General features: G+C 63.2%; 18 protein-coding genes and 1 pseudogene. 1 reads left to right on the top strand and 18 read right to left on the bottom strand.

Going from position 1 to position 20,946, the window contains the following annotated elements:
• The 15 genes and pseudogenes from B277_RS07670 to B277_RS07640 form a co-directional block, all read right to left on the bottom strand.
• Positions 1-279: pseudogene (locus B277_RS07670) on the bottom strand (UDP-glucose 6-dehydrogenase); the annotation flags it as partial.
• 54 nt (positions 280-333) lie between these two features.
• Positions 334-1,272 carry a hypothetical protein gene (locus tag B277_RS17445; protein ID WP_156811757.1) on the bottom strand — a complete coding sequence of 313 codons (939 nt, stop codon included), beginning with the start codon at positions 1,270-1,272 and terminating at the stop codon, positions 334-336.
• Positions 1,273-1,514: 242 nt separating this feature from the next.
• The gene (locus B277_RS20300; protein ID WP_157986910.1) at positions 1,515-2,150 is read right to left on the bottom strand and encodes a glycosyltransferase family 4 protein; all 636 of its coding nucleotides are present in this window, start codon (positions 2,148-2,150) and stop codon (positions 1,515-1,517) included.
• 1,691 nt (positions 2,151-3,841) lie between these two features.
• A complete protein-coding gene (locus tag B277_RS16765; RefSeq protein ID WP_169330597.1) occupies positions 3,842-4,759 on the bottom strand; it encodes a glycosyltransferase in 918 nt (305 codons plus the stop codon).
• Between the two features lie 216 nt (positions 4,760-4,975).
• Positions 4,976-6,109: a non-hydrolyzing UDP-N-acetylglucosamine 2-epimerase gene (gene wecB, locus B277_RS07665; RefSeq protein ID WP_007926932.1), complete on the bottom strand. Its 1,134-nt coding sequence runs from the start codon at positions 6,107-6,109 to the stop codon at positions 4,976-4,978.
• 7 nt (positions 6,110-6,116) lie between these two features.
• Entirely contained in the window at positions 6,117-7,220 is a 1,104-nt protein-coding gene (locus B277_RS07660) for a polysaccharide biosynthesis C-terminal domain-containing protein (protein ID WP_007926931.1), read from the bottom strand.
• Positions 7,217-8,248, bottom strand: coding sequence for an SDR family NAD(P)-dependent oxidoreductase (locus B277_RS07655; RefSeq protein WP_007926929.1), 1,032 nt, complete (start codon positions 8,246-8,248; stop codon positions 7,217-7,219). The genes B277_RS07660 and B277_RS07655 overlap by 4 nt, the downstream gene beginning before the upstream one ends.
• On the bottom strand, positions 8,241-9,509 hold the full coding sequence (locus tag B277_RS16760) for a glycosyltransferase family 4 protein (protein ID WP_007926928.1): 1,269 nt from the start codon (positions 9,507-9,509) through the stop codon (positions 8,241-8,243). Before B277_RS16760 ends, B277_RS07655 begins: the two co-directional genes overlap by 8 nt.
• Entirely contained in the window at positions 9,506-10,084 is a 579-nt protein-coding gene (locus tag B277_RS16755) for a GNAT family N-acetyltransferase (RefSeq protein ID WP_007926927.1), read from the bottom strand. The genes B277_RS16760 and B277_RS16755 overlap by 4 nt, the downstream gene beginning before the upstream one ends.
• Complete coding sequence (locus tag B277_RS17440; RefSeq protein ID WP_169330595.1) at positions 10,081-10,929, bottom strand: hypothetical protein; 849 nt, start codon at positions 10,927-10,929, stop codon at positions 10,081-10,083. Before B277_RS17440 ends, B277_RS16755 begins: the two co-directional genes overlap by 4 nt.
• 191 nt (positions 10,930-11,120) lie before the next feature.
• Complete coding sequence (locus B277_RS20295; protein WP_007926926.1) at positions 11,121-11,759, bottom strand: sugar transferase; 639 nt, start codon at positions 11,757-11,759, stop codon at positions 11,121-11,123.
• Positions 11,760-11,764: 5 nt separating this feature from the next.
• Positions 11,765-12,781, bottom strand: a complete 1,017-nt coding sequence (locus B277_RS16745) for a lipid II:glycine glycyltransferase FemX (protein ID WP_083853688.1) — start codon at positions 12,779-12,781, stop codon at positions 11,765-11,767.
• Positions 12,778-13,953, bottom strand: a complete 1,176-nt coding sequence (locus tag B277_RS07650) for a DegT/DnrJ/EryC1/StrS family aminotransferase (protein ID WP_007926925.1) — start codon at positions 13,951-13,953, stop codon at positions 12,778-12,780. The genes B277_RS16745 and B277_RS07650 overlap by 4 nt, the downstream gene beginning before the upstream one ends.
• Positions 13,950-15,770 (bottom strand): polysaccharide biosynthesis protein, encoded by a 1,821-nt coding sequence (locus B277_RS07645; protein ID WP_007926924.1) that lies wholly within the window; start codon positions 15,768-15,770, stop codon positions 13,950-13,952. The genes B277_RS07650 and B277_RS07645 overlap by 4 nt, the downstream gene beginning before the upstream one ends.
• Positions 15,767-17,188: a tyrosine-protein kinase domain-containing protein gene (locus B277_RS07640; RefSeq protein WP_007926923.1), complete on the bottom strand. Its 1,422-nt coding sequence runs from the start codon at positions 17,186-17,188 to the stop codon at positions 15,767-15,769. Before B277_RS07640 ends, B277_RS07645 begins: the two co-directional genes overlap by 4 nt.
• A 139-nt stretch (positions 17,189-17,327) precedes the next feature.
• Here B277_RS07640 and B277_RS07635 point away from each other — a divergent pair, with 139 nt between their 5' ends.
• Positions 17,328-17,915, top strand: a complete 588-nt coding sequence (locus tag B277_RS07635; RefSeq protein WP_007926922.1) for an arsenate reductase/protein-tyrosine-phosphatase family protein — start codon at positions 17,328-17,330, stop codon at positions 17,913-17,915.
• 3 nt (positions 17,916-17,918) lie between these two features.
• Here the strand turns inward: B277_RS07635 and B277_RS07630 are convergent, their stop codons facing one another.
• The 3 genes from B277_RS07630 to B277_RS07620 form a co-directional block, all read right to left on the bottom strand.
• Positions 17,919-19,553, bottom strand: coding sequence for a GMC family oxidoreductase (locus B277_RS07630; protein WP_007926921.1), 1,635 nt, complete (start codon positions 19,551-19,553; stop codon positions 17,919-17,921).
• Positions 19,550-20,446, bottom strand: coding sequence for an aldo/keto reductase (locus tag B277_RS07625; protein WP_007926909.1), 897 nt, complete (start codon positions 20,444-20,446; stop codon positions 19,550-19,552). The genes B277_RS07630 and B277_RS07625 overlap by 4 nt, the downstream gene beginning before the upstream one ends.
• Positions 20,443-20,946, bottom strand: a 504-nt coding sequence (locus B277_RS07620) for a glycosyltransferase family 4 protein (RefSeq protein WP_156811756.1), incomplete at its 5' end; no start/stop codon positions are given. The genes B277_RS07625 and B277_RS07620, both read right to left, overlap by 4 nt.

The raw sequence follows: 20,946 nt of genomic DNA, 5'->3' as shown, positions 1-20,946 counted from the left end.
GTAGTTGGTCTGCGGGTCGTAGTCGGTGGGCGTGGCGATGACGACGAACTCGGCGTCGGCGTAGGCCCGGTCCTTGTCGAGGGTGAAGGTCAGGTCGAGCTCCCGGTGGGCCAGGAAGTCGATGATCTCCTCGTCGTGGATCGGGCTGCGACCCTGCTGCAGCATCGCGACGCGGTCTGCGTCGATGTCGAAGCTGACGACCTGGTGGTGCTGCGCGAGCAGGACGGCCATGGACAGGCCGACGTAGCCCGTGCCGACGACGGTGATCTTGCTGGTCACGTGATTCCCAATCAATTGTGTAGAAGCGTACGAGATCTGGCACCTGGCGGGTGATTAGACCGTCGCAGATCCACGACGGTCGCCGTAACGAGCACCGGGAATTTCTGGACGAACGGAATGCCTCAAACGTCGCTGAACCGACCTGAATTGGGGCTCAGTTCGTCTAGCCCGACTACGAGTCCTCTTCTCCCCAGTCTCGATTGCGAGCCAGGCCATCATCGCAAGAAGCGTGGTGGGGCCACTCATCGTGAGAAGCCACGCCTCAGAGAAGGAGTACGCGATAAGGGCGATCGCAAAGCACCCTGTCGTGGTCGAAAGCCTCCAGCTTGAGAGGAGCATGGTGTAGAACGTCGCCGCCAAAAAGGTTAGCCCAAGGAGCCCTCCGATAATGGCGAAAGAGAAGGCGGATCCTGCAACCACGTTGCCAAGTATAACTTCGCCACCGCGCGTGAAACCATAGCCGAAGAGAGGGCTGTCAGATAGAACCAGCTGAGCAATCTCCATCGAAGGCATCCGCGAATTACCGGCTCGAAACAGATCGTGCCCAAAAAGAATAGATGGGTAGAACGCCGCGATCGCTGCGGCAGTCACAGTGAAACCAAGTGAAAATCTCACAGCGAAGCGATTATCGGCGAAAAATCCAAGCAGAACAATCAAGCCAAAGAATACCAACGCTGAGGAACGACTCGCGGAAGCCAATAGGGAGGCTATGGCGACAATCACCATGACGAACTTGGTCCATCCCCCTTGGCGGACAGTAGCGAGAAAGAGGAGCAGCCCTGAAACAAAGCCCAAAAGATTGGCGTTCTCGAAGACCCCCCGGAATCGTCCTTGCTCGAATGCGATAGAGGTTGATCCTGTAAAGGCAATCCCAAGAACGAGTAGCACGCATATTCCGGACCACATGCCGTCTGCGACTTCTCTCGCCTCATAGCTCCGATGCAGCGGCCACGACACGCCCAAAAGCAGTAGGACCCCCAGCAGGCGAGCCAAGGGGAAGGGGTCAGCAGGATGAACTGCGAAAAGGGTCACCAACAATGCAGCGTGCAAACCTGCAATCCAGTAGATTCCGCGCGCTCGGCGATCATTCGAGCCTTTAGCGGGCGAAAGAACGAAACTCCCACCCAAAATCAGGGCCGCCGAGAGGCGTAGGTACAAGCTGTATGGGGTGAGCGCGGGAATGCTCGTCGCGGAAAGTCCGATTAGAACGGTGCATATTGCTATTACGATCCTGCTCACTGCGGTGCCTCCCACGGCGGCGTTGGGCGCCGCTTAGCGACCCCCAAGGAGAACTCCAGGCAACCAGCAAGGTAGGCGCCAACAGTCTGAGGTGACACTCGATCGCGATACGCCTCCGCACGTCTGGTCCACGCCTGAAGGACGGCTGGATCAGAGACGGCCTTATCGAGCGAAGATGCCAATGCGTCGCTATCTCCCGTCGGAAATATTTCTCCCGCACCACTGAAGTGGACTAGGTCCGCGCTGACCGAGTCCGGCGTAGCAAGCACGGGCACCCCGGCCCGTAGCGCCAAGTTCACCGTCACATTCCAGCCGTCGAAAGCACTTGGTACGACGACCAGGTCGAAATCTTGAATCACGTTGAGGAGATCTCGGGTTGGCACGGTTCCCCTCATCCGCACGTGGTCGGATCTGGGAGCCCATTGGTGCACTGCTTCGGCGTCGGGCCCATAGTCTCCGACGATGTCCAGTGTTGCCCCTTTTACGGTACGGAGTTCCCAAGCTCGGAGCAGCGTGTCTGTGCCCTTCGTTGTAAAGCACAGTCGCCCTACGTAAAGCACTCTCACGACATCTTCCGGCACCTCGATGGAGGGAAACGTGGGATTAGTTGCTTGTTCGGGCGGACAGTACATGAACGGCGCCATCTTGTGAGTTGGCCATCCATAAGATTGGAAAGTCTCCACTCCCAAACGTCCGAGCGGAAGTAGCAGCGAAACTGATGGCTCGAACTTTCTGCGTAGCCATTTATGCTTCGCCCGGATCCCGAGGCGTCGTGCCACTCGTCGAGCCAACGGTCCGTAGGATCCCGGCCGCTCGCTCATAACAGTGAACCCAGCGAGTGGTGCCACTCGAGTGGCCTGTAGAAGAGCGTTGCCGACGTTCCCCGTCAAGCCATTAAAAACATGGTGATTGGCATCTCCTGGAGGGAAAGCGCGCAAGATGGCGTCAACGTCTACTTTTGCGACCCTGCGCCAGTCCAATGGCCACCCTTCGTCGGAATAATTGGACCATCCGAGGGACCGACGTTCACTCCTGGTCTCCTCGAAATGGAGAACTTTGACATCCGCAGGCCAGATACGAGCCAAAGATGTCAGAGCCCCGAGCTCCACATGGGGTGGGCTATCAAACCAAAATACCAAGGTGGCCGTCATGCGTGCTCCTTCGTGATTGGTCGAACAACAGTGACTAAAGCGATTAGTCCGACTGCCTCCCCAGCCAAGGGCGCAACGGATACGATGTTAGCCGAACCGTGCGCTAAACCGAATGCCGCACAGCCAAGGAGGGATATTACAGTCATCATCAGAAGTGCAGAGACGTGTCGCCTGCGTCCGGAGTGAATCAGCCTGAAGTGCTGGGTCCGATTGAAAAGTGCAATTGGCAGGGACGCCCAGACGTAAACCCAGATCGCCGCGTCGTTAGCCGCGAGAGAAAGACTCATGAGAGATTGGATTTTATCTCCGGCGACCACTGCCGAGAGAGCGCCGGCCGTCGCCAGCCCCAATTGCAATCGCTTCAACTCCCCGCATCCAACGCTGTGCGCCAGCCTCTCTTCGTACCGAAAGTAACGTCTGTGGTGCGGATATGAGCGCGCCGGACGCTGCTTGTTGCATCGACATTGCAGTCGAGTAGACGCCTGCTAGATATGGGGGTGCAGTCAAGGGCATGAGTAGGAAAGGAGACCTGTCGATCAGGGCGTATAGCAGGGAAGTTCCAAACAAATCTCCGTCATAGGCCAGGCGCATGCAGGTGGCCAAGCGGTGATGTCCCGACCGTGAAGGGTCGTGCCATGCTAGGTACAGCAAAATGATGAACCGGATCGCGGACGTTGTGGCAATGGCTGTCGCTACGGACGTGTTGAGTAGCGTCAGGACGACTGCGCCTGACTTTGTCAACGTGTCAACCGCAATGAGGCTAGGGGTTCGAAGGAGCCCTCTCAGGTATGCGACTTCAATTTCGCTAAGATTATTGGCTGTGCCAGCGAGCGATCCTCCTAATGCCGCAGAGGTGTCAATGCCCGAAAGATGGCCAAAGACAATAGACGCGAGGGATGAGAGAATTAGCGTAGTAGGGCCAACAATTTGGGCACGAACCCTTCTCACCGCCTGTCGGGTGGAATTCGACCCGGTCGCGAAATTTAGCGTGGTTCCGCCCCCGAGCAGTGCTCCTGCTATTGCGGCCACACTCAGACCAAAAGCGTACCCCGCAATTTCTTGTAGTTGCCCCCCATTGGCTGCGACTATGAGTGCCAAGGCAGAGAGTGCGGCGGAACTAGCGGATCCGAAAGGGCTGATAAGGGCTCTAATTTGGGGAGAGGCTGAGAGCTTCACGTGGTTGCGGCGGTCAGCCTAGCGAATAGATGACTTGAAGAACTGCCCATCGAGTGCCAGCTCTCATATTCGGCCCCGGCGGCCTTCTTGGCGGAGAGGATTTCTGCATCGGTGGAATTGAGGTAGCGCCTGATTGCGTGGGCCCAATTCTCTGGATCCAGATCAGGGACCAGAGTGCCTAACCGTTCCGCTGTTGCAGTCCATGGGGTTGTTGGTGGAACCATTATTGGGCACGAATGGGCGAGCGCCTCGGCGAAGGCGTGCCCAAAATTCTCGCCCGCGGTCGGGGTGACTGCCAGATCGTGTTGTGCGTACATGCCCAAAAGGGTGTCGTGGGGTATGGGGCCCAAGAAGTTCACTACGATATGGCTGGGTAGTTGGTTCGCCTGTTTGATGCAATCTTCGGCATACGCGCGCTCGTCCTGACGGAAGCCGCCGCAAACATTTAGTACCGCTGGCGTGTCGACCGATGCGAGGGATATGATTAAGATATCAAGACCCTTTTTGGGGGTGATGCGTCCCGCATAGATGAGTTGCCGAGGATTATTTGGTGGGCGCCCAAGGGTTGCCGTCGTGCCGAGTAACGTTTGGTTCTCTGAAACAAGGGTGGACGCACCAGGGAAGACTTTGAGTATGTGATTCAATTCGTCTTGGTTCGTGGCATGCCATGTTACCTGGCGCAGAACGCCCAGCGTGCGCAGCAATGAGATGAAAAGGCGCTTTTTGCGGGCCTTGATGGCCAATGCCCCCGGGTGCAGTTCACCGCGCGGAGCTAGCGCTATATTGCTGCCTTTTCCCCAGATGACCCAGAGGATGGACGGGAGGATGGAGTAGCGAAGGTCGAACAAGGAATTTGCATAGAGCAGATCGCCACGACGCGCCCGCAATGTGAATTCTCGGGTGAGTTGATGCAACTGCCTAGTTCGCAGTACCGGAACGACTCCGAGTCGTGCCCACACCTGGGTCGGGATTGTTCCCGGTAAGGGGCCGTCCAAATCGCGGTCGGACGTGATGACCTCAAGGTCCTCTGGGCGGTCGAAGTTGTCTATCAGTGCTTTGACACTGCGGATCGGACCGCCAGCTGCGTGCGCCGGCCAAAAAGAAGTGGGAAGTTATGGTAATGCGTTGCATTATTGTCGAATTCCTGCCCAAGCGTGATGGCGGCCCGCAGTGGACAGGATGAAGTTTACTGTGCGTTCGCTAGTATTGGTGACGAGGTAATCGTCGGGAGTGATTTGACTAACCCCCTGCCTGTTTGAAGGCGAATCCATTGCAACGCGAACCGCGCGGACGACGTCGCTGGACTTGAGGCCAGTCATCATGATGCCACCTGTGTCGAGCGCCTCTGGTCTTTCGATAGAGTCGCGAAGTGTAACGGCTGGAAACCCTAAAATTGATGACTCCTCAGCAATCGTACCCGAGTCGCTAAGGCAGCAGGCGGCAGAGAGCTGGAGTTTGTTGTAGTCATGGAACCCGAGGGGGTCGCTAAACACAATGCCCTGAGGCTCCGACCAGCCAGGGAGTTCTTCGAGGCGTTTGCGCGTCCGTGGGTGTGTGGAGACGAAGACCGGGAGCCTGAAGGAGTCGTGCACGGCCGTGAGGCACGCGAGGAGCATCCGGAGTCGTTCGGGTGAGTCGACGTTCTCCTCGCGGTGTGCGCTGACGAGGAAGTAGCCGCCCTGGGACAGCTTTTTGTCCGCAAGCACCGTTGACGCGTCGATCTCGGCGCGGTAGGCATCGAGCACCTCACGCATCGGCGAACCCGTCTTGAGGATCCGACGGGGGTGCAAGCCCTCGGCCAGAAGGTTGCGTCGTGCGTGCTCGGTGTAGACAAGGTTGAAGTCGGCGACGTGGTCGACGAGCCGTCTGTTGGTCTCCTCGGGGACGTTGAGGTCGAAGCAGCGGTTGCCGGCCTCCATGTGGTACACGGGCACCTTCATCCGCCGGGCCATGAGCGCGGCGATGCACGAGTTGGTGTCGCCCAGCACGAGGAGCGCGTCGGGCTGCTCGTGCCGGATGACGGCCTCGACGGCGACGAGCGTCCCCCCGAGGACCGCACCCAGGGACGAGGTGTCCACCCCAAGCATGTGGTCGGGCTTGCGGATGCCGAGGTCCTCGAAGAAGACCTGGTTGAGTTCGTAGTCGTAGTTCTGCCCCGTATGGACCAAGACGTGCTCGACACCCGCTGTCCTGTCGAGCCTTAGGAGCACCCGCGAGAGGCGGATGAGCTCGGGTCGGGTGCCGACGACGGTCATGACCTTCATATGGCTGCTACTCCTGCGGGCGAACGGGCTCGGGGAATGTGTCAGGGGCCTCTGAGCGGAAGAGCTCGTGGCTCCAGAATTGGGTGAAGAGCACCTCGTCACCCGTATTGGTGATGTTGTGAACCCAACCGACGGGCATGTCTATCGCGACGGGTGACTCTCCGTCGGCCTCGAAGGTGAGCACCTCGTCGGTGAACATCTTGCGAAGCTCCATCGTGCCCTTGCCCCGGATGATCGCGAAGCGCTCGATCTTCGACAGATGGTAGTGCTCACCGCGCGTGATGCCCGGGACGGTCGTGGAGAAGGAGGTCTGTCCCTCCCCGCCACGGCAGCGCACGGTCTCGACGAAGGCGCCGCGTGGATCGGAGTGCGGCACCAGCTGGATCGGGTAGTGCTCCGGGAAGAGGGCGGACCGGTACGTGTTGAAGAGATCGATCCGGAACTTGCTCGACAAATCCGGGATCTCGCCCTGTGGCACGTACGTCGCGTGGAACTCCTGCAGGAGGTCCCAGACCTCTTGGACTCCGTGCGTTTCGGGCGCGGGACGCAGCTGTGCGACGTCCTCGGTCAGGCCGTCGAGCAGGGCCTGAGCAGCATCCTGGACGTGGAGCAGACCGACCTGATTGTCGTTGATCGTCACGTTCTCCCCGGTGACGGTTGCATGGACGAAGGTGGCTACGAAGGAATTGTACCGCGGCCGCCCATGCTCCCCGAAGATGTTGGGGAGGAGGACGTCGACGAACCAGCCTCCGTTTGCCTCCGTCGCCTCACGCAAGATGCGCGCCGAGTCCTCCTTGCCGGTCCCGTACGGCGTGCCGTTCCCGGCCTGCGTCGAGTTCGCGAAAACGACGCGTAGTGGGCGGCCTGCCCGTGTGATGGCCTCTGCCAGTTCTGCGGCCAGAGAGAGGTTGCCCTCCCGGACCTCGTTGTCGGAGTCGGCACGGTTGACCCCGGCGATGTGGATGATGGCGTCCGCACCCCCCACGATCGACGTCAGGCCCTGCCATTCAGTGCGCCCGACTGGAACCACCTCATGGTTGGTGAGTGCGTGCAGCCGAAGCCGGGTGTGCCAGCCGAGGAAGCCCCCCGCACCGGTCAGGACGACCTTCATGCCAATCCCTCCAGGACGGCTTGCATCTCGGGCAGAGCTGCGATGAGCGTCTTGGCCTGCTCGACATTCATCTGCTCCGTGTTGTTCGAGTCGAAGTCGATAGCGGCAGCCACGTCGTCCTCGCCGTCCTCGACATACTTTGAGTAGTCCAGGCTCCGGGCGTCGAGCGGCACACGGAAGTAGTCGCCCTGGTCTGTGGCCTTGGTCATCTCCTCCGGCGAGAGGAGCGTTTCGTACATCTTCTCGCCGTGCCGCATCCCGATCCTGCGGATGTCGGGGGACTCGACCCCCATGAGTGAGGCGACGGCCCTGGCAAGGGTGTCAACAGTGCACGCAGGCGCCTTCTTTACGAAGAGATCGCCGGGCTGGGCGTGGAAGAAGGCGTGCTTAACGAGGTCCACTGATTCCTCGAGCGACATGAGGAACCGTGTCATGCGCGGTTCGGTGACTGTTAGGGGCTTGCCCTCACGGATCTGACGGACGAAGAGCGGAATGACGGAGCCGCGCGAGTACATCACGTTGCCGTACCGCGTGACCGAGACCGTCGTGGAGGCGTTTGGGGTGTTTCTCGCGAAGGCTTGGGCGGACTTTTCCATGAGCGCCTTGCTCATCCCCATCGCGTTTACGGGATAGACGGCTTTGTCGGTGCTCAAACACACGACGGACTTCACGCGGTGGGCGTGTGCGGACTCAATGACGTTCTGGCTGCCAACAACGTTGGTCTTCACGGCCTGATCCGGGAAGAACTCGCAACTCGGAACTTGCTTCAGCGCAGCAGCATGGAATACAAAATCCGCGTCTGCCATTGCCGCGTCGACGCTGTGACGGTCGCGCACGTCGCCAATGAAGAACTTGACGCGCTGGTCTGCAAGTGACTGACGCATCTCGTCCTGTTTGGCCTCGTCGCGGCTCAAGACGTGAATGTTGCCAACACCTTCGGTAAGAAGGTGTCGAACCATCGTCTTCCCAAAGGACCCAGTGCCACCTGTGATGACGAGAGTCGCGCCACTTAATGAATGATTAACCACAATATTCAATCTCTCGATTCGTTGCAACGGATTCCAGTACGGCTGAGAGTCGAGCTGCGCCGACCACCTCAGAGAGATTCTCTTCGTAATAGGCGCGCGAACGTGCGCGGGCGGCAGCCAGGTCCGAGTCCCGCAGGGCAGCGACCTCGGATATGGCGTCGCTCAGTTGCTGCACATCTCCCGGCGCTGCCAGCCATGCGCCAGCGTCCGCTAGAACCTCTGCGGCGTCACCAGACACCGCAGCGACTACTACGCTACCGGACGCCAAGACACTTTGGACCTTGCTGGGCATCGTCATGTGGAAGAGCGGATCATCAGCCAAGGAGATCAGCTGCGCGTCTGCCTCGGCCATTAGTTCACTGGCCTCGTGAAGTGAGACGGGATCAATGAAATGAATCCTGTCCTTCGCAAGATCTTCTGCCTGCGCCCGTAGGGCTGTGCGCGCAACACCGTCCCCAATCAGGGCCAGATGAACGTTGCCGGGTGCGAGAGACACGGCCGAGATGGCCGTCGCCAAATTTTGAGAAGGGCCTAGAGTTCCAGCGTACGTGAGTAGGAAATCTTTGTCCGATAGGCCCAGCTCCTGGACCAGCGTGCCCTTCTTCGCTCGAGGGCGCATGACAGTCTCGTCCGCCCAGTTGGGGACATATACGAGCTTGCCTGCTGGAACGCCCCGCATTTCCAGTTCCAGTACCGCGCTCGGAGAAATGACGGCCACTGCGTCACTTAGTCGGTACGAAAGGCCGACGAACCGCGAGAGGGCATTCGCCACCCACTTTGCCAAGAGCGGGGAGCCTATGAATCCCGAGGAAGTCACGGAGTCTGGCCAAATGTCCTGCACAAACAAAACATATCGCTTGCGCAATATCACCCGCGCCACCATGGCCGGCAGAGCCGCAGTCGCGGGCGATGAGTAGACAAGGACCACGTCTGCGCGAGCGCAGCGCCATAGAGTGACGGGTATGCATGAAATGGCCCAAGAAATATACGTGAGCATTCTGCGTGCGGGGGATTGGTCGCGGCTAGGATAAACAGGCGCGCGTGAGATCTGATAGCCGCTAATTAACTCGCGCATATAGGTGCGCGGGTCGTACCCATCCTGAACTCTGCCAGTTGGGTAATTTGGGTGCGCCGTGATGACTTCCACGTCCCAATGACGTCGCCGGAGGGCGTCGGCTATCCACCTGGGGATAGCTACGGGCTCGGGTGTGAACCATTGGGTGAGGTACAAGACTCGACCGTGGTCCCGTTGCGGCTTCATCCAATGTGGCCTTCGACAATCAGGCGGCGGTAGTCGGCAGAATCGGCCAAGTTGTCGAAATCAGACTTCAGTACGCCAACGTAAAGGAGATCGACGAAGGATCCGTGACGCCAGATGTGCTTGCGAGCCACCCCCTCCACGGACCATCCGCACTTATCGACGTAAGCGCGTCTCGACGCTTCATTATCTGCGAGGATTGCGCCGTGGAGTCGCGTCAATCCGACATCGTAGAACGCAAAAGCCATTACTGCCATGATGGCATCGGTGCCATAGCCCCGACCGCGCATTGGTGCCGTCCCACCAAGTTTGAGCGCGGTGAGGGCGTGGCTGTTGTGCCAATCAACGTCCCAAATCCCGGTGAGTCCTAGGGGCTCATTTTCGTGAGTTGTCACCAGCCAACGATGGGTAGTGCCAGCATTCTGCTGAGAGAACCAGCGCTCCTGCGCTGTTAGCGACGATGGCCAGTCCCACCCGACTACTTTGCCGCGGACTGCCGGGTCCGCGTTGAGGTCATGGACGAAACCTTGATCGGACGTCTCGATGGGGCGCAGGGCAGTTCGCTTCCCGTAGATCATGTGTTCTCCTGCCGGTGTCTACTGACAGCGTCAACAATTCGTTCCATATCGTACAGTCCGTAGCGTTGATCGATCGGAAAAGAAATCAAGTCATTTCGCCACTTGGCTCTCTTTAGTCTTGCCGGCTGTGGCCAATGAATAGGGCAGTAGATTTCCTCGTGTGCAAGTTTCCGCTGAAGAGTTTCAGGTTGTTTAACCCTGCAGGTGACGAACGCCGGCGCTAAATGCTTGGTGTAGCCCGAAAGGGGAGAAACGCCCGGGACCTCTCCAAGGAGGTTGAGGAGGTGTGTCGAGTTTTCGGTTCGGATTCGCGCGATTTCCTCCGTGCGCAAAAACTGGAGGTCTTGCTCGCTTGCTCGGGAAATTTTGGTGATTCCCTGAATGGAGTTTAGGTATTCCTCAAATCCTCTCATCGTTGCCTGGGATTCTTGGGCCGCCCCGCCGGTCCTAATTGTTTGGGACTTCGCCTCGGCGGCGCGGCGGCGCGTAGTCACCAACTGTGGGTCCAGCTCGTCAGCGATCTCCGTTGGACGGCTTAGATCTCCGTATATGACCGCCCCATCTCCGATGGGCAGGGTCTTGCGGAGGCTGATGACGGTTAAATCGTCGCTCCATGCGGGAGGGGAGAAGGGGGCGTGGGTGATGTCGGAGACGATTATGACCCCTCGTTCCTGAGCATCGTTGATTGCTGAGACTACCGCGGAGGGAAACTCTCTGCCGAAAAAGTTGCATATCAATACTGCTTCTCGCGGATGTGCTAAAACTAGCGACTCAACAGACGGCATAAGGTCTTCATCTAGCTTACTGAGCGACCAAGGTAGATGATTCTCGAACGGCTGTAACATGCTCGAGCACAAATATTCGGGTAGGTGCACCTTTGAAACGCCATAGGCGCGCAACCTCTGTGCTGCTAGTTCGAGTGCCTGCCTGCCAAGGGCGACGAGGGTATGACGCTGGTCGCGCCAATGTTGATATTGGGGAACGTCGGCGACGAAAGAGCTGCTTGGTGCCTCAAAATAGCTTCCGATGCTCCGATTCACTTGGGCCACCCCGGTGGGGCCAACCGCACTGGGGACAGGTCGTCGACCTCTGCCTGGGTCTGACCGACGTGTTGGTCTACCCCTCGAAGAGCGGCGGGTATGGTCAGCAACAAGATCTTCAGGTCGTTCCAGAGACTGACGTTGCTTAGGTAGCGAAGATCTGCCTCGATCCGTGCAGACCACGGGGATGCATTTCGCCCCTCGATCTGTGCCAAGCCGGTGAGTCCAGGTCGCACATTTAGGCGTCTCCGCTGCTCGTCCGTATAGCGGATTGCCTGTGAGTGGAGGCCTGGTCTTGGCCCCACGAGGCTCATGTCACCTCGAAGAATATTCAGGAGTTGCGGGAGTTCGTCCAGGCTAGTCCTGCGCAGCCAACTGCCGACTGGTGTGATTGCATTAGGTTGCGGGTATCCACCAGAGCGTTCGTGAGTGCCAACCTCCATCGTGCGGAACTTGATCAGTTTGAATGGGTGCCCGTGCAAGCCCGGGCGTTCCTGACAAAAGTACACGGGTGAGCCCGACGTAATTCGGACTGCGGCGGCGCACACGATATGAATTGGGCTGGTAGCGAGGGCGAGCGCCCCAGCGACTGCGATGTCGAGTAGGCGTTTACCTCTGGACTCGTACCACGTCACTGTGGTTACCCCGATCGGTAGGCTGGGAAGAATGTGGACGTCGGTAACGGGGTGTTCCTCATCTGGTTCACAAGACGTTGATACCTGGCTGGGTCGATGATGTGTCCGGTGGCAGCGAAGGAAAGCAGTTCTCCTCCAAACGACTTTTTGAAGCGCAGGAGGGCATCATTGGTCCCCACGCCTCCCCCAAGGTGAAGGCGTCGAAGACCGTTCTGGGCCGACCAGAGCATCGCCTGCCAGATCAGTAGGTTGTTGGCTCCCACACGTGCGTGTAAAGGCTCCGATCCGGAGAGGTGGTAGTGCAGGGTTTGGTTGTGCCGGAGGAGCAATGCGGCGGCAGCGGGCTTTCCTTGAGAATCCTGGACTTCTACAAGTTGGAGGTCGCTTCCTAGGGACTCAAGAAGGGCAACGTAGTACATATCCGAGAAGAAGTACCCCTTTTTAGCTCGCACGCGGTGCATAGTTGCCTCGTATAGGCGACGAAATGGGCCGTGTGGGTGGAGGTCCTCTTTCGTGGCGGGTCTTACAAGGCTCGTTAATCCAGACTTCTGCGCTTTGCGGATAGCTGTCCTGCTTCGGCCCTCAAGGCTTTTCCACATTTCGTCCGGGGTTGAGATGGGCACGGCGACAGTGGGGTGGTCTGGGACTACCGTCAAATGTTGTCCTAGGTGCTGAGCTGGCATGGTGTGTACCAGCGGAGAGTGCCTCAAGAAGAGGGAGACCACGCCTGCCTCTCGGAGGATTCCCTTTGCGCTTTCCCACATCGCCTGCTGGTCGCTGGCCGGGAGGTCCGGATTGACCGCGATCCCAGCGTAGCCGTAGGGGGACGAGGCATCGAAGAGCTCAGTTTGGCCAGGAATTGACGACACGAGGAAGGGGAGCTGCCAGTCCCCGCTGTCGTCGGTCAGGGTGTGCCATGTCCCGCCGGTCTCGATCTGGCAGGCGGTCCCGTAGAGGGAGGAGAAGTAGACGTCGGGGGCTGGTGGAACGGGGGCGCCTAGCGAGCGTATGCCGAGCATCATTGAGCGAGGTTCCTGTGGAGTGAGTCGGCGACGTGGTCGATGTCGCTGTCGGACAATGCTGGCCCACTGGGCAAGGTGACCCCGCGGGTGAAGAGGTCCTCACTGACTCCGGTGGTGAAGGAGCGGGCGTCGGAGAAGACCGGCTGGAGGTGCATCGGCTTCCAGAGGTGACGGACTTCGATGTGCTGGTCGGACATGGCTGACACGATCTTGTCAGCAGGTGTCTCGTCCCCGGTTCCTTCGAGGCCCCTTCGTCGCACCTCAGGGAATGGGAAGTCGAGCACGACGGTGGTCAGCCAGTAGTTGTCGCCGGCGTCGTCTCGGCCGGCGTCGTCGCGGCCAAGGAAACGCAGTGGGAGGTCGGCGAAGGCGGTCGCGTACCGATCGCGGATCTCGCGACGGCGGGCGATCATCTGGTCCAGACGCTCGAGCTGCCCTCGTCCGAGTGCTGCCAGCACGTTGGACAGTCGGTAGTTGTACCCGATCTCGGTGTGCTCGTACCAGGCCACTGGCTCGCGGGACTGCGTCGACAGCTTGCGGGCGTGGTCGATCAGCTCCGCGTCGTCGCTGAGGAGCATGCCTCCGCCCGAGGTCGTCATGATCTTGTTGCCATTGAAGGACAGCGCGGCAGCGCGGCCGAAGGAACCGGCAGCGCGAGCGTCCAGTGAGGCGCCCAATGACTCCGCGGCATCTTCGAGCAAGGGCACACCCAGGTCTGCCAAGCTTTGCTCGAGTACCCCGTAGTCGCAGGGGCGGCCGAAGAGGTCGACGGGGATCGCCGCCACCACGGTCTCGCCCTCAGCTTGGAGGGCCCGTACGGCGTCCAACATCAGCTCGGCATCGACATTGCCGTCGCTGCTCTGTGAGTCGACGAAGACGGGCTCCGCACCGGTGTAGACCACGGCATTGGCCGTGGCGGCGAAGGTCATGCTCGACAGCACGACCTTGGTCCCAGGTCGGGCGCCGAGATGGATCAGGGCGAGGTGCAACGCAGCCGTGCCCGAGCTGAGCGCGAGTGCATGCCCGACACCGACACGCTCGGCGATCTCTCGCTCGAAGGCGTCAACATGCGGCCCCAGAGGGGCGACCCATCCGGAGCGGAGCGCGTCCAGGACGTAACGCTCCTCGGCCGCGCCGATGAGGGCCTGGGACATGAGGATCCGCTCGCTCATGCTTCAAGTCTTTCAGGGCTAGGTGCGGCAGCCATGCGCATCCACTCTGCGGACGCAGCCGCGTCGCCGTGGACCGTCCGACCGACCTGCTCCGAGTCGATGCGCGGGACATCGACGCTGTTTACCAAACTGTGGTCGGTCGACTGGATCGTCTCGCCCGGTGTGAAGAGCTCCTCGGACATCTTCTCTCCGGGGCGCAGGCCCGTGTAGACGATCTCGATGTCGTTGCGACCCGAGAGCTCGATGAGGGTTGTCGCGACGTCTTGGATCTTCGCCGGCTCGCCCATGTCGAGCACCATGACCTCCCCGTCGCGACCGATCGCGGCGGCCTGGAGCACGAGTTGGCAGGCCTCGGGGATGAGCATGAAGTAGCGCTCGACGTCAGGGTGGGTCACCGTCACCGGGCCGCCCTGCTCGATCTGCTTGGTGAAGGCAGTGATGACCGACCCCCGTGAGCCGAGGACATTGCCGAATCGGACGCTGACGTAGGTGTTGTCGTCTTTGGCCGCGAAGTCCGCGGTCAGCCGCTCGGTGACGCGCTTGCTGTACCCGAGCACACAGCACGGGTTGGCCGCCTTGTCCGTCGACACGTTGACGAAGGTCTTCACACCCACGGCATGGGCGGCCCGCAGCACGTTGAGCGTGCCGAGAACGTTTGTCTGCCAGGCCTCCTGCGGGTACATCTCGAGCAGGGGTAGGTGCTTGAGGGCGGCGGCATGGAAGACGACGTCGGGTCGGTGGTGCTCGAAGACCGCGAGCATGCGGGCCGCATCGCGTATGTTGCCCAGGACGACGTCGTCGGTGTCGAGGAGGCCTTGGCCGGTCACGGAGAGCTGGACAGCATGGAGAGCGGACTCGTCACGGTCGAGCATGACGAGTTTCTTCGGACCGAACTTGTCGATCTGCCGGCACAGCTCCGAGCCGATCGAGCCGCCGGCGCCGGTCACGAGCACGACCTTGCCCGAGATCGTGTCGGCGATCGCGGAGGCGTCGAGCTCGATGGGGCGCCGGCCGAGGAAGTCGGCGAGGTCGAGGCTGCGCAGGTCACCGCCACCGACGCGACCCAGGATCTCGTGCGTCCGGGGGAGGATCAGCGTCTCGAGACCCGCATCCTGAGCTGAAGAGCGCAGCGTCTTGACGAGATCGGGGCTCGCGCTCGGGACGGCGATGGCCAGAGTGGTCGCCTCGGTCTCGGCAGCCACGGCTGCGAGGTCATCGCGGGTGCCCAGCACGCGGACCCCGTCGATGCGCATCCGGCGCTTGCGTCGGTCGTCGTCGAGCAGACCGACCGGGGTCATCGTCTCGCTCTTGTCCCGCACCAGCGCACGGACGAGCTGGCGGCCCCCTTCGCCCGCGCCGAAGACGAGCACACGGACCTCGGGGAGGCGATCTCTGCGGCTACGGCTCCTGCTCGCCCGGAGCACGAAGCGCGCGCCAAACATGCCGAGGACGGCGATGGTGCTCGAGGTGAAGGGGAGGGAACGCGGGCCGAGGTCGAGGGGCCCAACCAGAGACAGCACCTGCAGCGGTGCCATCCACAGCAGCACCGTCTTGCCGATGTCGATGATCTCCTCGTAGGAGCCGCGCAGGTGCCCGACGGCGTAGGGCCCGATCAAGCCACCGATGATCAGGTGCGCGACGGCGGCGATGAGGGCCAGCTTGAGCACGGGCAGGGTGATGGCGAGCTCGACATCGAAGTCGTAGCGCAACCACGCTGCGAAGAAGGCCGCAGCGAAGAGCACGCCGAGGTCGACGCCGGCCCACGACCAGCGGTTGAGGTGGAACCTCTGAGCAGCCCCCCCGGGCGTTGCGGTCACCCCTGCCTCCTGCCGATGAGCTTGCGGTCGCCCTGCTTGCGCGCCGTGCGCGAGGTCGGGTGGCTCTCCGGGTGGTAGTAGCCGTAGTACCCCGCGCCATAACCTCCGCCCGAGGTGCTGACGCGGTTGAGCACGAGCCCGAGCAGGTGGTTGTCGACGGCCCCGAGCGCCTCGAGGCTGGCCTCGAGTTGCTCGCTGCGGACGACCTGGGATCCGACGAGCACGATGACGCCGTCGACCTTGGTGCTGAGCACCACCGCGTCGGTGACGGGCAGCACGGGCGGGGTGTCGATGAGCACGTAGTCAAATCGGGCGCTGAGCACGGTGAGTACCCGGCTCATCGCCTCGGACGCGAGCAGCTCGCTCGGGTTGGGCGGGATCGCGCCGGCACCGATGACCTCGAGTCCGTGGATGCCATAGGGCTGCAGCACGTCGTCGAGGGTGGCGCGCTCGATGAGCACGTCGGTCAGGCCGGCTGAGCCCTCGAGGCCAAGGTAGTCGAGCAGCCGCGGGCGGCGCAGGTCGCCTTCGACGAGGCAGACACGCGACCCCGACTCGACGAGGGCGAGGGTGAGGTTGGCGATCGTCGTCGACTTGCCCTCGCCGGGGATCGACGAGGTGAGCAGGATCGTGCGGGGGTGGCTCGCCGCGTTGACAAACATGAGGTTGGTGCGGAGCGCGCGAAATGCCTCGGACCGCGGCGACGACGGGTCCGACTCGACGATGAGCGGCTCCTTGGCCGCGCGCGGATCGTGGTGCACCGAGCCGATGATCGGCTCCTCCGTGATGTCCTCGACGTCGTCGGCCGTGCGCACCGTCGTGTCGACGAGGTGGCGCAGCACCGCCAGGCCAAACCCGACGAGCAAGCCGAGCACGACGCCGAGCGCGAGGTTGCGCACGGGGACCGGGCTGACCGGGGTGCTGCTCGTCGTCGCCGGCTTGACCATCGAGATCTTGATCGGGGACCGGTTGCTGCCGGAGGGTCGCTCGATGTCGCTGACGACCTTGGGGAAGGTCTCGCCGATCGCCCGGGCGATCTCCTGAGCGCGCGCAGGGTCGGTGTCGGTGACCGACACCTCGAGCAGCACGGTGTCGGGCGGGGTGGTGACCTGCACCTTGCGCGCGAGGTCGCCGGCCGTCGTGTCGTCCCCCAGCTCTTCGATGACCGGGTTGAGGGCCCGCGGCGTCGTCAGCAGCTGGGCGTACGACTTGACCCGCTCCTGGGTGAAGGTGCTGCCCTGCTGGAGCTGAGCCGTGTCACCGGTACCCGAGACCGAGACGAAGAACTGCGTGCTCGACGAGTACTGCTTCGTCTGCAGGGTGGTGAGCAGGGCCGCCAACCCGACGACCACCAGCGTGGTGATGGCGATGGTCAACCATCGCTTCCTCAGGATCTTCAGGTAGTCCTGCAGTTCCACGTGTCCTGGTCTCCCGGGGTCAACATCTGGCGGCGTTTTCGTCCCTTGTGACAACCAGCACGTGCCGTTGTCACCGAGTGAGTGTGACACAGATCGGGAGGGTCTTCCGCCGCAGTGCCGAGGTGGTCATGATGTGCCCATGACCGTGCGCATCATGACCGTGTGCACCGGCAACATCTGCCGGTCTCCCTTCGCCCAGCTCACCCTGCAACGCGCCCTGGACGAGGTGCGGCCCGGCACCTTCGAGGTCTCCAGTACGGGGACCGGCGCCCTCGTCGACCACCCCGTCGACCCGGGCTCCGCCCGCATCCTCGACGCGCGAGGGATCGACCACACCCCCTTTGCCGCACGGCAGATCTCCGAGCGCAATCTCGCGGACATCGACCTCGTCCTGCCGCTGGAGATCGCCCACCGCAAGCTCGTCCTCTCCTACGCGCCGCGCCTGCTCAAGCGGACCTACACGCTCAAGGAGATGGCCCGGCTGCTCGCGTCGGCCGACGCCCGACAGCCGTGGACCGAGCGCCTCGCGGGGCTCACATCACCCGAGGAGCGCTGGGCGGCCCTGCCCGGCCACCTCGCTCGTGAGCGGGGGCTGAGCCGGGTCGACGAGGGCGTCGACGACATCCCGGACCCTTACCGGCAGCCGCAGGAGGTGTTCGACGCGATGGCCGCCGAGGTCGACGCTGCGGTGCAGGGCATCGTCGACTTCGAGCGGATGTTCACCTGACGTTCAGCGACAACGGGTGGATCGTCTCGACAGGTGGTCGGCCAGTCTCATGGACAGAGCCACGATCGTCAGGGTCGGGCCGGCCATGCCCGATGTAGGGAAGACCCCGCTCGTCGCCAGGTGCAGGTTGTCGACCCCCCAGGCCCGCAGGTCGGTGTCGACGACGCTGTCGGCCGGCGAGGTGCCCATCCGTGTGAGCCCCATCTGGTGGGTGCCGTCGATCATCGGCGCCGCGAGCATCTCGTCGAGCGTGGGCGGGGTGTAGCGGGCCCAACCGGTCGCGTTGATGCCCTCGGCGAGCAGTTCGAGAGACCGGTGCATGTTGGTACGGTCCGCCGCGCTGACGCGGTGCTCGACGTGCAGCCGCGGCACACCCCAGGCGTCCCTCTCGTCGGAGAGGGTGACCCGGTTGTCCGGGTCGGGTGACTGCTCTGCGTCGAATCGGATGCGGTACTCGCCGGTGCGCGAGACCTGGGTGAAGGAGGCACGCTGCCGCGGGTCGATCCACCGGTCGCGGGTGAATCGCACGGCGAACCGGGCCAGACCCGGCAGGTCGCCGACGAGGTTGCGCACGTGGGCCGCGGTGTCGCCACCCTCGGCGTAGCGACGGTGCATGCCGCTCGCCTTGAAGCCCCCGGTGTGGAAGAGCGCCTTGCGCGCCAGGGCGAAGGCCGACAGCAGCGCATCACCGTGGGTCGGGTCGCGGGGGTCGAGGTACCAGACGGCGAAGCCCATGTTGAGCAGCCGGTGCTCCCGGCGGACCTCGTCGCGCAGCTGCAGCAGGCGTCGCACCCACACCCCGTCGTGCGACTTGGCGAAGGTCGCCACGGTCGGCGCGCTCGCCGGGTCGGTGAGCGTCAGCCGCCCGACCTCACCAATGGGGTGGATCATGTAGTGCCGCCCCACCTGGTCGTGCTCGGTGCCGATGCCGCTGTGCAGCAGCAGGCGGGCCGTCTCGAGGCCACCGGCGGCGACGACGACGGTCTCGGCGGTCACCGTGACCCGCCGGCCGGGCACGGGGGAGACCTCGATCTCACCGATGCGTCCGCTCTCGTCCCGCACGAGCCGGGTGACGTTGGCGTGGTGGAGCAGGCGGACGGTGGGGGAGTCGCCGAGCCGGTCGCGGAAGACCTCGCCAAACTTCGTCGGCGGGCTCCACCGCCAGATCGCCTCGTCGTCGACGACGTCGGAGCGGGCGCCGAGCAGGTGCTGCGGCGCGCCGTCGATCGCCTCGGCGGCGGTCCATTCAAATCGGTTGAGCTCGAGCAGGTGCGCCGCCCGCCGGTAGTAGGGGAGCAGCTCGTCGCGCGTCATCGGCCAGGCCGACCCCGCGAGCCCGTCGAACTCCGTCGTGTCGAAGGGGTAGGTCCGCCCGCCCCACCGGTGGCTCGTGCCGCCGACGCGCTTTTCGCGCACCTTGTCGATCGACTCCACCTGCTGGCTCGCCGCGTCCCCGCGAAGGGAGTCCTGCGTCGCCTTGTCGGGCGTGAGGCCGCCGCCGTCGAGCACGAGCACGTCGATGCCGTAGCGGGCGAGCTCGAGGGCGAGCGTCGTGCCTGCCGGGCCGCTGCCGATGATGGCGACGGTCGCGGTGAGGTGCGCGCCGGCCGGCAGGTCGCGGGCGTCGGCGATGCTCATGCGGGCTCCTTGACGGCGAGGGTGATCGCGTCCGCCACGCCGTCGGGGGTGCCGGCCTGCAGGGCGGAGATGTTGGCGACCGCGTGCTCGGGGGTGCTCATGCCGAGCAGCACGCCGTCGACGGGGCTGGGCGCCGCGGCGGCCTCGGTGAGGGTGGCGATGGCGTGCGGCGGGGTGGCCACGGAGGTCGCGTGCGGCAGCAGGGTGCCGTCGCCGAGGGCGCCCAGGGCGATCACGGCGACGTCGCGCTCGCGCGGGTGGTCGGCGAGGGCATCGGCCACGGAGGTGTCACCGGCGTTGACCGGCACCTGCAGCCACGAGAGCCCGGGCAGGGCGATGGCGGCGAGCGCTGCGTCGACGTCGCGGACGGAGGCGCCCCACTGGCGCACGAGGCCGTCGGTGACGAGCCCGTCCATCGCTGCGGCGACCTCTGGGTTGAGGTCGCCCGCGCCCGGCTCGTGGAGCAGCAGCACGTCGAGCGCCTCGCGGCCCTGCCGGCGCAGGCAGGCGCGCGCCGCCGACCGGAGGTAGTCGGGGTGGTAGCTGCGGTCGCTCTCCGGGCCCTGTCGCAGACCGCTGAAGGACGCACGTCGCCCGGAGGCGGCCGCGGCGTCACGCAGGGCGAGCGGCGTCTTGAGCAGGCCGACCTTGGTCATGACGACGACGTCGTCGCGGGCGCCGACCGCACGCCCGACGATCCGCTCGGAGATGCCGCGGGCATAGCAGTCGGCTGTGTCGACGAGCGTGACGCCGAGGTCGAGGGCGGTGTGCACCGTGGCCAGGCCGGCGCGCAGCCCGCGTCGCTGCCAGACCGCGCCCAACCGCGCGGTCCCGAGACCGAGTGGGGTCACGGTGCGCCCGGCCATGGTGGTCGGGGTGAGCAGGTCGGTCATCGGGCGTCCTTGGGGGCGAGGGCGCGGCGGGCCACGGCGGCCCACGCGTCGGCGACGAGGTCGGGGTGCATCCGGGTGGCGAGCAGCACGCGCCCGGCGGTGCCGATCCGCTCGGCGAGGTCGGGGTCGTCGTGCAGGGCCCGCACGTGGTCGGCGAAGGCCCGCGGGGTGTCGCCCACGAGGGCCTCGACCCCGTCGGTGACCGGCACCCCGGCGACGCCCAGCGAGGTCGCGACGACCGGTAGGCCCACGCTCATGCCGTCGAGCACCTTGGTCTTCACACCCGTGCCCGAGAGCACGGGGGAGAGGAACATCCGGTGCCCCGCCAGCGCATCGCGCAGGTCGTCGACGTAGCCGAGGAAGGTGAAGCCTTGTCCCGCGAACTCCTCAGTCGTCCCCTCCGGCGCGTGGCCGATGACGTCGACGTGCAGGTCGMGACCGTCTGCCCGCMGYMGACCCGCGGAGCGCCGAGGCGGCACGGGCCGTCTTCCTCGGGGTGC

This window comes from Janibacter hoylei PVAS-1, assembly GCF_000297495.1.
Taxonomy (GTDB): Bacteria; Actinomycetota; Actinomycetes; order Actinomycetales; family Dermatophilaceae; genus Janibacter; species Janibacter hoylei.
Note: the sequence above shows the minus strand (reverse complement) of the source record. Positions and strands in the feature narration are given on the sequence as shown.

Coding starts and splice junctions, on each gene's coding strand:
- B277_RS20300 (WP_157986910.1), bottom strand. CDS start 2,150: ATGTACTGTCCGCCCGAACAAGCAACTAATCCCACGTTTCCCTCCATC.
- wecB (WP_007926932.1), bottom strand. CDS start 6,109: ATGAAGGTCATGACCGTCGTCGGCACCCGACCCGAGCTCATCCGCCTC.
- B277_RS07660 (WP_007926931.1), bottom strand. CDS start 7,220: ATGAAGGTCGTCCTGACCGGTGCGGGGGGCTTCCTCGGCTGGCACACC.
- B277_RS16760 (WP_007926928.1), bottom strand. CDS start 9,509: ATGAAGCCGCAACGGGACCACGGTCGAGTCTTGTACCTCACCCAATGG.
- B277_RS16755 (WP_007926927.1), bottom strand. CDS start 10,084: ATGATCTACGGGAAGCGAACTGCCCTGCGCCCCATCGAGACGTCCGAT.
- B277_RS17440 (WP_169330595.1), bottom strand. CDS start 10,929: ATGTTACAGCCGTTCGAGAATCATCTACCTTGGTCGCTCAGTAAGCTA.
- B277_RS16745 (WP_083853688.1), bottom strand. CDS start 12,781: ATGATGCTCGGCATACGCTCGCTAGGCGCCCCCGTTCCACCAGCCCCC.
- B277_RS07650 (WP_007926925.1), bottom strand. CDS start 13,953: ATGAGCGAGCGGATCCTCATGTCCCAGGCCCTCATCGGCGCGGCCGAG.
- B277_RS07635 (WP_007926922.1), top strand. CDS start 17,328: ATGACCGTGCGCATCATGACCGTGTGCACCGGCAACATCTGCCGGTCT.
- B277_RS07630 (WP_007926921.1), bottom strand. CDS start 19,553: ATGAGCATCGCCGACGCCCGCGACCTGCCGGCCGGCGCGCACCTCACC.
- B277_RS07625 (WP_007926909.1), bottom strand. CDS start 20,446: ATGACCGACCTGCTCACCCCGACCACCATGGCCGGGCGCACCGTGACC.